The organism is Parabacteroides distasonis (genome assembly GCF_004793765.1).
Lineage (GTDB): Bacteria > Bacteroidota > Bacteroidia > Bacteroidales > Tannerellaceae > Parabacteroides > Parabacteroides distasonis_A.
In genome coordinates this window covers 1-393 of record NZ_SRYM01000163.1, presented here as the reverse complement: position 1 = coordinate 393, position 393 = coordinate 1, and the positions used below count along the sequence as shown (strand labels likewise).

General features: G+C 51.4%; 1 protein-coding gene. It reads right to left on the bottom strand.

All coding sequences use genetic code 11. From position 1 onward, the window contains the following. Nucleotides 1-52 precede the first annotated feature (52 nt). Nucleotides 53-393, bottom strand: a 341-nt coding sequence (locus tag E5342_RS19205) for a hypothetical protein (RefSeq protein ID WP_135960096.1), incomplete at its 5' end; no start/stop codon positions are given.

Genomic DNA, 393 nt, shown 5'->3' with positions numbered 1-393 from the left:
ACAATCCGCACGGTAATAATAATAACGGTACTTGCGTCATACTCATACTCTCTCATTTAATTAAAGGCAACCCCTCCACCTCGCCGGCGTGCCACGCGCGGTAATCCGACATGGGAAGTTCGGGGACGACCAATAGTTTGTAATCCGACTCGTCTTTTCTCAAAATATGTTTACGGGTGTACAAGCGCAGCGAGAGATCCGTGATAGAGGCCATAACGATCGGGAACGGGTAGGCGTACAGCCGCAGCGGCAGGGTCTCGCTATCCGCGAACACACGATACAACTGATAGCCCGAACGCTCGAAAGCCACCCAGTAAGCCCCCGTACAATACAGGTGTATTGAGTTTTGGTTCGTACGCTCACGATCCATGATCTCTGTCAAATGCTCACGCA